5 protein-coding genes are annotated in these 8,813 nt (G+C 38.0%); all 5 read left to right on the top strand.

Going from position 1 to position 8,813, the window contains the following annotated elements:
• Positions 1-421: 421 nt before the first annotated feature.
• Positions 422-1,615 carry a glycosyltransferase family 4 protein gene (locus tag SAGCYANO_RS01750; RefSeq protein ID WP_202218517.1) on the top strand — a complete coding sequence of 398 codons (1,194 nt, stop codon included), beginning with the start codon at positions 422-424 and terminating at the stop codon, positions 1,613-1,615.
• Positions 1,616-1,877: 262 nt separating this feature from the next.
• Complete coding sequence (locus tag SAGCYANO_RS01745; protein ID WP_202218516.1) at positions 1,878-2,069, top strand: hypothetical protein; 192 nt, start codon at positions 1,878-1,880, stop codon at positions 2,067-2,069.
• A gap of 1,131 nt (positions 2,070-3,200) precedes the next feature.
• Positions 3,201-5,975, top strand: coding sequence for a type I polyketide synthase (locus SAGCYANO_RS01730; RefSeq protein WP_202218513.1), 2,775 nt, complete (start codon positions 3,201-3,203; stop codon positions 5,973-5,975).
• Between the two features lie 41 nt (positions 5,976-6,016).
• A complete protein-coding gene (locus SAGCYANO_RS01725; protein WP_307785797.1) occupies positions 6,017-7,291 on the top strand; it encodes a polyketide synthase dehydratase domain-containing protein in 1,275 nt (424 codons plus the stop codon).
• Positions 7,270-8,813 (top strand): condensation domain-containing protein (locus SAGCYANO_RS01720; RefSeq protein ID WP_237395560.1); only part of this gene is annotated, 1,544 nt, incomplete at its 3' end. The genes SAGCYANO_RS01725 and SAGCYANO_RS01720, both read left to right, overlap by 22 nt.

Genomic DNA, 8,813 nt, shown 5'->3' with positions numbered 1-8,813 from the left:
TTATTTCCCTGTACAGACGTTGCATAAGGGCGTCCCTACTATGCATGAAAGAGATGTCTAATATTGAAGTAATTTAAGAAATTATAAACAGATATTATATAACCGGATTCTATGTGCAACCCCACCGGATTTGATATAAAACTCTAAAAGTCTCCCTTATTAATCCCCCTGCCGTCCCCCCTTGAATCCCTCTCCCGTCCCCCCTTGGAAAGGGGGAAGCCAGAGGATGCTTCGCTTTTGAACGATGGGAAGCCAGAGGATGCTGCGCTTTTTGTTGAATGGGGGATGCGCGGGGGCGAAGGCGAGAACCAAACAATTGCCCATTCATACTTCAATTCAGCAACGCCTAATTTTTTTATGTAAAGGTGTATCAAAATCCCGTATACTTCTTTAATAGAAATTATAAGTTCAAGTTGATAACGTGAACATACTATTAGTCTGTACAGAAAAATTACCAGTCCCTTGTGTCCGAGGTGGAGCTATCCAGACATACATAGACGGTATTCTACCTTACCTAAAACGAGAGCATGAAATCACAGTATTCTCCATAGCAGACCCAGATTTACCAGATAGAGAAATTAGAGACAATATTCGTTACGAGCGCACTGTAGCAGAAACTTCTGAAGAATACTATCAAACTGTAGCCAAATTTGTAGAAGGGAAAAATTTCGATTGGATCGTAATTTACAATCGTCCAAAATATGTGTCTTTGGTTGCCAATGCAGCTCCTAATAGTCGCTTTCTTCTGAGCATGCACAACGAAATGTTCCATGCTAAAAAAATCGAACCACAAGAAGCAATTAAATGCCTGGAACGAGTAGAAAAAGTAGTGACAGTCAGTAAATTTATTGCTGATGGTATTGCCAAATTATTTCCGGAATATAAACACAAACTGCAACCTGTATATGCTGGAGTAGACCTCAAGCGCTTTCAGCCAAGGTGGGTAGAAGGTGCAAAAGAGAAACGAGAAGCAATGCTAGCGACTTATGGCTTGGAGGGCAAAAAAGTAGTCCTCTGCGTGGGAAGGTTGACAGATAAAAAAGGACCTCATCTGTTAATATCTGCGATCGCCAAAGTAATCGAAAAACACCCATCTGCTGTATTATTTTTAGTAGGCAGTAAATGGTACGGAAATAACAAAGAAAACGATTATGTCCGTGAAATTAAAGCAGAAGCAGAAAAGTTAGGCCAAGCAGTTCAGATGACTGGTTTTATCCCACCATCAGAAGTTGCAGATTATTTCCTATTAGGCGATCTATTTGTATGCGCATCTCAATGGGAAGAGCCTCTAGCTAGGGTGCATTATGAAGCTATGGCAACTGGACTATGCATTATTACTACTGCTAGGGGGGGAAACCCTGAAGTAATTGTTCCTGGAAAAAATGGTATTGTTATCTCAGACTACGACAATCCTGATGCCTTTACCACTGAGATTGACTACTTATTGTCAAAACCAAAGAAGAGTGAAAAAATGGGAAGAATAGGACGTCAGATAGCGGAATTACATTATAGCTGGTCAAGAGTAGCTTGGGATATTTTGAGTATTATTAATGACTCAACATCTATTTCGGTAGAAACGCTACAAGAAACAAAAGAAACTAAGGAAGCAGGATAAATATAAATTTGTCTGCATTTTGTGAAAGGAAAAAAAGAATGTCAAGCCAAAATGCTTCTCAGCTTAGTCTAATTTTCATTAGTATTGGTAAACATAAAACTAAAAACAATAGCGGCACATTAATATATGAAAAATGAGCAAGAATTTTCTACATTAATTGACCTTCTTCAGTATCGCTCCCTAAATCAATCAGATCGAAAAGCTTAGACTTTCCTTCAGAATGGTGAAAAAGAAATAGATAGCTTGAGCTACAAAGAACTAGATGAAAAAGCAAGGGCGATCGCTGTATAGCTTCAAAAGCAACAAGTGGGTAACGAGTTATCAGAAACATCTAGACATAGATGAAGTAGTGGGAAATATTCGAGAGGCCGTTAGAGACGAACATGATATACAGGTATATTCTGTAGTTTTAATCAAAGCCGGGAGTATTCCTAAAACATCAAGTGTTCAATAATTGATAATTGATAATGGATAATTGATAATTACCTCTCCCTAAAAGGAAGAGGATTGAATCAAAGGAAAATTTTTTCTTGTTTCTCCTTAAAAGGAGAGGCTTTAAACCTTAATTATTCGGTAAAATTCAGCGCTCTGCTTGCCGAGTCAAATTTTGGGAAGGAACGCTAGAGATACTGGAAGCAGGGGAGGGTGCAGGAAATAAAAGTAGTGCAGCGATCGCCAGCGGAAATTAGTATAAATTTACTATAAAAGGTTTAAATTTCCAAAAATTGATGATAGAATTTGATAGTGACAAACAACCGTACAGAAAATTCGTAGAGCAATCAAATAGTGGCCTAGAGGAGTAAACACCAAACAGGTAATTTTGCACTGAAAAAAACTACAAAGGAAAAAGTTTGATGTTAACTCAAATAGACGTGACCAAAAAATCTGTTCAGCCAGCAAAAAATCAAAAGTCAAAAACCATATCAAATGACTACATAAAAAATCTACAAAAGAAACACTTTCTCTTATATAATATAATACCAGCAATCGTAACAGTAATAGCGCTCGCCTCACTATGGTGGCATCTGATCGGTAGTGTAGAAATAAGATTACTCATCGGGATGTGGGCATTAAGTATGATCGGAATGAGTATCGGTTTGCATCGCTACTTTGCCCATCGTGCCTTCAAGACCAGCGAAACGATGAGAGTCAGGACTTAAGCAACGGCACTAATAATAGTGGTTACGTCAGCAATAATGACCAAATGATACACTATATGTAGCAGTACTGCGTAAGTCCTGAGAGTCTTAGCAAGATTAGGCTGTATGGGCACTCAAGAGCTTGTAGTTTTCTAGATGGCTGTACATATCACTTGTCTCTATAATTATGGAAATATTTCGTCAAAAATATCAATCAAATCAGATCAAATCCGGTTGAATACTTATTATTTATATAGTTGGAGGAGATGGGGAGGTGGGGAGATTGAAGTAATTATAGAATTATTGAAGATACACTGTATGATCGGATTCTATATTATTATCATTAGTCAATGTGCAACACCAAATCAAATAAAATTATCCCCAAAAAATTCTTATAGAACTGTAGAAATAGAATTGGTAAATTTGTAATTAAAAATTAGTAAAATATGGATAGCGATCCAATAGCCATTATAGGAATAGCTTGTCGATTTCCTGGAGCAAACGACTACAATCAATTTTGGCAAACTCTAGAACTTGGAATAAATAGTATCAGAGAAATTCCTCCCCAAAGATGGGACGTAGAAAAATATTACTCTCCTAATCCCGAAACACCCAATAAAACAATTAGTAAATGGGGAGGATTAATAGAAGATATAGAAAAATTTGATGCCCAATTCTTCGGTATATCCCCCAGAGAAGCAACAAAAATGGACCCTCAACAGAGAATCATGCTGGAGTTGAGTTGGTCTTGTATTGAGGATGCAGGTTATGCACCATCAGAACTATCTGGAAGTCAGATAGGAGTATTTATTGGTGCTTGTAACTACGACTACGATCAGTTGCAACACCAAAATGAAAACATTGAAGGCCACACGGCGACAGGAAGTTACACCTGCATCATTCCCAATAGAATATCTTACTTCTTCAATTTTCACGGTCCCAGTGTCCCCGTAGATACAGCCTGCTCTAGTTCTCTGGTAGCACTCCATCAAGCCGTCAATTCCATCAAGGAAAAAGAATGTGAGATGGCACTGGTAGGTGGAATAAGTGTATTATGCACGCCTACCAGTTATATATCCTTTAGTCAACTAGGAATGTTATCTCCAAACGGACAATGTCAAACCTTTGACAGTTGTGCAGATGGTTATGTCAGAGGAGAAGGAGCAGGAATAGTCTTATTAAAACCTTTAGCTAAAGCACTCTCAGACAGAGATCGAATCTACGGTGTAATCAAAGGGAGTGCTGTTAATCATGGAGGCCAAGCAAGAACATTAACCTCCCCTAACGTCTATGCTCAAGCAGCTGTATTGCGAGCTGCCTATACAAAAGCAAATATTGCCCCCAATACAGTTTCCTACATAGAAACTCATAGTACAGGAACACCCTTGGGAGACCCAATAGAAATAAATGGTCTCAAGCGAAGCTTCAAACAACTGCATCAACAATACGAAGTACCATTGACAGAAAAACCCTATTGTGGTTTGGGATCGCTAAAAAAAAATGTTGGGCATTTAGAAGCAGCAGCAGGAATTGCTGGAGTCATCAAAGTTTTGTTAGCCATAAAGCACAAAAAATTGCCAAAAATTGCCAATTTTCAGCAATTAAACCCCCGTATAGAATTAAAAAACAGCCCATTTTATATAGTTAGTGAAACTCAAGAATGGCAACAGTTACAGACCGAAACAGGAGAGATAATTCCTCGACGGGCAGGGGTCAGTGCATCTGGGTTTGGAGGTGTTAATGCTCACGTTGTGTTGGAAGAGTCTCCAGAGCAAGTCAAAAATCAAAAGCGAGTGCTAATTGGCGAGGAAACCTCAGAATGTAAGACGCACTCAAGACAGTCAAAAATTAAAAGAGAAGATGTTCTAGAACGTCCTCTACATATTTTCAAAGTATCTAGCCAGACGGAGAAAGGGCTAAAGGATCTGGCAAAAAAATATGAAACTTATTTGCAGTCCAACGCTGAAGTATCGTTACAAGACATTTGCTTTAGTGCTAATACAGGACGTACAGATTTTGCAGAAAGACTGGCATTAGTAGCTAAGTCTAAGGATGAATTACAGGAAAAATTAGCAGATTTTCTTCAGGATAATGAGACCGACGGATTGTTAAGAGGAAAAGCAGAAAGTCAGGAGAAGAAGATTGCTTTTATGTTCACTGGGCAGGGATATCAATATGTAGATATGGGACGACAATTATATGAGACTCAACCGACATTTCAGAAAATTCTAGACCAATGCAATGAAATACTGAAAGAATATCTAGAATTATCTTTATTAGAAGTTCTTTATCCTCAAGATACACAAAAGTCAAGTGCATTAGACCAAACAGCTTATACCCAACCTGCTTTGTTTGCCATAGAATATGCTGTGGCTAAATTATGGGAATCATGGGGAGTTAAACCAAGTATAGTAATGGGTAACAGTGTGGGCGAATATGTGGCAGCTTGTATTGCAGAAGTATTCAGTTTAGAAGACGGTCTGAAATTAATAGCCATTAGGGGTCGGTTAATGCAGCAGCTACCCTCTGGTGGTGGAATGGTTTCTGTAATGGCATCAGAATCTCAAGTAACAGAGGTGATAGGAGACTATACTTCACAAGTGGCCATAGCTGCCATTAATGGACCAGAAAGTATAGTAATCTCTGGTAAAAGTGAATTTATCGCAGCGATTTGTAGTAAATTAGAAGCTATCAAAATTAAAACTAAACAATTAGAAGTATCCCATGGTTTCCACTCTCATTTGATGGAACCAATGTTGGCAGAATTTGAAACAGTAGCTAAAGAAATCACCTATAATCAACCAAAAATACCACTAATATCAAATGTGACTGGTGAAAAAGTAGGTGGGGAAATAACTACTGGAGAATATTGGGTTCGTCATGTGCGAGAACAAGTAAGATTTGCTCAGAGTATGAAAACTCTGGATGAGGAAGGTTATGAAGTATTTGTAGAAATCGGACCCAAACCAATATTATTAGGGATGGGAAGGCAATGTCTATCGGAAGTTTTGGGAGTATGGTTGCCATCATTACGTTCGGGAGTAGAAGAATGGCAACAAATGCTATCCAGCTTAGGACAATTGTATGTCAAAGGAGTCACAGTAGATTGGTCAGGATTTGACTCTGACTATAGTCGTCAGAAAGTAGCATTGCCCACTTATCCATTTCAGCGAGAACGTTATTGGATAGAAATAAAAAAATACCTATCAACAACAGTATAGGTCAATAGAAAAAAATCAGCACCCCTTACTAGGTCAAAAAAATCAACTTAGCAGGAATAGAGAATCAATATCATTTTCAATCATACCTATCAGCAGGAACGCAACCCTACCTAAGTCACTACAAAGTATTCGATCAAGTGCTATTCCCAACTGCAGGTTACTTAGAAATTGCCATAGCAGCAGCTAGAAATATATTCACTTCATCCCAAATATTGCTAACAGATGTAGTTGTATCTGGAAACTTAATACTACTAGAAACAGAAATCAAGGAAATACAAACAGTAGTAACTCAATTAGAAGAAAACACATATAAGCTCAAGATTTTTACCACAGAAGCAGAAGAAAAATATACGCAACCAGAATGGACTTTGTATGCAGAAGTCAATATTCATCTTGTTGACTCCATAACTCATACAGAAGAAACAATAGATATAGAAAAATACCAGAGAGATTGTACTAAAGCAATAGATATCAAACAACATTATCAAAAATTTCAGGAAGTAGGTATTAACTACGGTAACAGTTTCCAAGGAATAAAACAGTTGTGGAAAGGTCAAGGAAAAGCTTTGGCCGAAATTTATCTACCAAATGAAACAGCACAAGCAACAGACTATCATATTCATCCTGCACTATTAGATGTTGCTTTTCAAGTTATAAATCATGCTATACCAAAAACAGAAATAGACAAAATATATCTGCCAGTAAGTATAGAAAAGTTTAAACTGTATAGCCATATAGAAACTAAAATATGGGTTGTAGCAGAAACGCTAGAAGATAGTTTAACAGGCAATATAAAACTTTTAGACGAGGGAGGAAATGTACTAGGGGAAATCTATCAATTAAAACTAATGGCAACAACAGCATCAGCTATTTTAAGCACTCTAAAACAAAAGAAGGGTAATTATTTTAATGAAATTGATTGGCAACAAAAGCCCCAAACTACTACTCAATCAAAAAATGAACAACTTTTAGAACACTTACAAACAGTTTCATTAGAGCAACGAGAAAACATCTTAATCGCTCATATTCAAAATGAAACCGCGAGAGTGCTGGGAATTATAAATTCTCAAGTAATAGACGTAGAAAAGCCTTTAAATAAAATGGGGCTAGATTCTATAATGGCACTAGAGCTAAGGAATAGGGTTCAAAATGAGTTAGATGTGGATATTCCGATTACTAAATTTATGCAAGGAATCACCATTGCCGATCTATCAATTGAACTAGAACGGCAAATAGCTCAAAGCGATGAACGCAAGCTAAACTTGGAGCCAGAAAATAATGTAAAAGATAGTAAATGGATAGAGGTAGAGCTATGAACCTAGTAGAATTTTTACAAGACCTTTCTCTCAAAGGAGTTAAACTATGGCGTGATGGGGAAAAATTACGAACTGGAGGTTCCCAAGAAGTACTGACCACAGATATTATTGCTCAACTAAAGCAGTACAAATCAGAAATCTTAGAGTTACTAAGGGAAAATCCAGATATATCTCAAGTTTATCCCCTCTCTTATGGTCAAAAAGGTCTCTGGTTTTTGTGGCAGCTATCACCCCAGAGTCATAATTATAATGTGTCATTTTCAGTTCGGATTTACTCTAAGGTAGATACAACTACTTGGCAAAAAGTTTTTCAAGCTCTAAGGGAAAGGCATCCGCTACTACGGAGTACATTTCCGAAGTTGGGCGAACAACCAATCCAACAACTACATCAACATCAAGAGTTAGACTTTTTAGAGATAGATGCTTCCAGTTGGAGCGAAGAGGAGTTAAACAAAAAGGTAGTTGCAGCTCACAGACATCCTTTTAACCTAGAAACAGAACCAGTGATGCGAGTTAGGTGGTTCACTTGCTCGGAGGCCAACTACATTATGTTAGTTACAATACACCACATTGCTATAGATGGTTGGTCTTGCAACTTAATTGTCAAAGAACTGCCAGAACTCTACCAATCTCAACTAACTGGGGTCGAAGCATCTCTGCCACCACTAAAGCATTCTTATCAAGATTATGTTAGTTGGCAAAAGGAGTTAGTAGAAGGACAAAAAGGAGAACAACTATGGAACTATTGGCAACAAACATTGGGCGGGGAATTACCAGTATTGAACTTGCCCACAGACAGACAACGGCCCCCTATACAGACTGATAATGGTGGAAGCTACCCTTTCAAGTTATCTGAAAAGCTGACTGAACAACTAAAGGAATTAGCTCAAACAGAGGGTGCAACTCTTTATATGACTCTGTTGGCTGCTTTTCAAGTTCTTCTGTATCGTTACACATATCAAGAGGATATTTTAGTGGGTTCTATCGGTAGTGGAAGAACTAAAGCAGAGTTTGCCACTATCGTTGGTTACTTTGTTGACTCAGTAGTGATGAGAGCAGATTTCTCAGGGAATCCCATCTTTAGAGATTTTCTTTCCCAAGTCCGCCAGACAGTCCTTGGATCGCTAGCTCATCAAGATTATCCCTTTGGCTTATTGGTAGAGAAGTTACAGGTAGAACGTGACTCCAGTCGTTCTCCTATTTTTCAGGCTTGCTTTGTACTACAAAAATTCCTGGAATCTCAAGATTTGCAAAAGTTGCTTTTTAGCAGCAAAAAAACCTTGATGAATTGGGGAGGACTTGAGGTAGAACCATTTGTACTCGATCAGTATGAAAGTCAATATGATTTATTCCTGGAAATGCTTGAAGAGGACTCATGTCTGCTTGGGTTATTAAAATACAATGCTGACTTATTTGATGAGCAAACTATTGCCCGAATGGCTGGTCATTTCGAGAACTTGTTAGAAGGGATAGTGAATGATCCACAACAGAGAGTAACAGCACTGCCATTAATGACAGAGGC

The sequence above is a fragment of the Okeania sp. KiyG1 genome (genome assembly GCF_014132355.1).
Lineage (GTDB): Bacteria > Cyanobacteriota > Cyanobacteriia > Cyanobacteriales > Microcoleaceae > Okeania.
This window is presented reverse-complemented; position numbering and strand designations above follow the sequence as displayed.

What these genes read in the sequence shown, in the direction of transcription:
- SAGCYANO_RS01745 (WP_202218516.1), top strand. Translation starts at nt 1,878, where the DNA reads ATGAAAAAGCAAGGGCGATCGCTGTATAGCTTCAAAAGCAACAAGTGG.
- SAGCYANO_RS01730 (WP_202218513.1), top strand. Translation starts at nt 3,201, where the DNA reads ATGGATAGCGATCCAATAGCCATTATAGGAATAGCTTGTCGATTTCCT.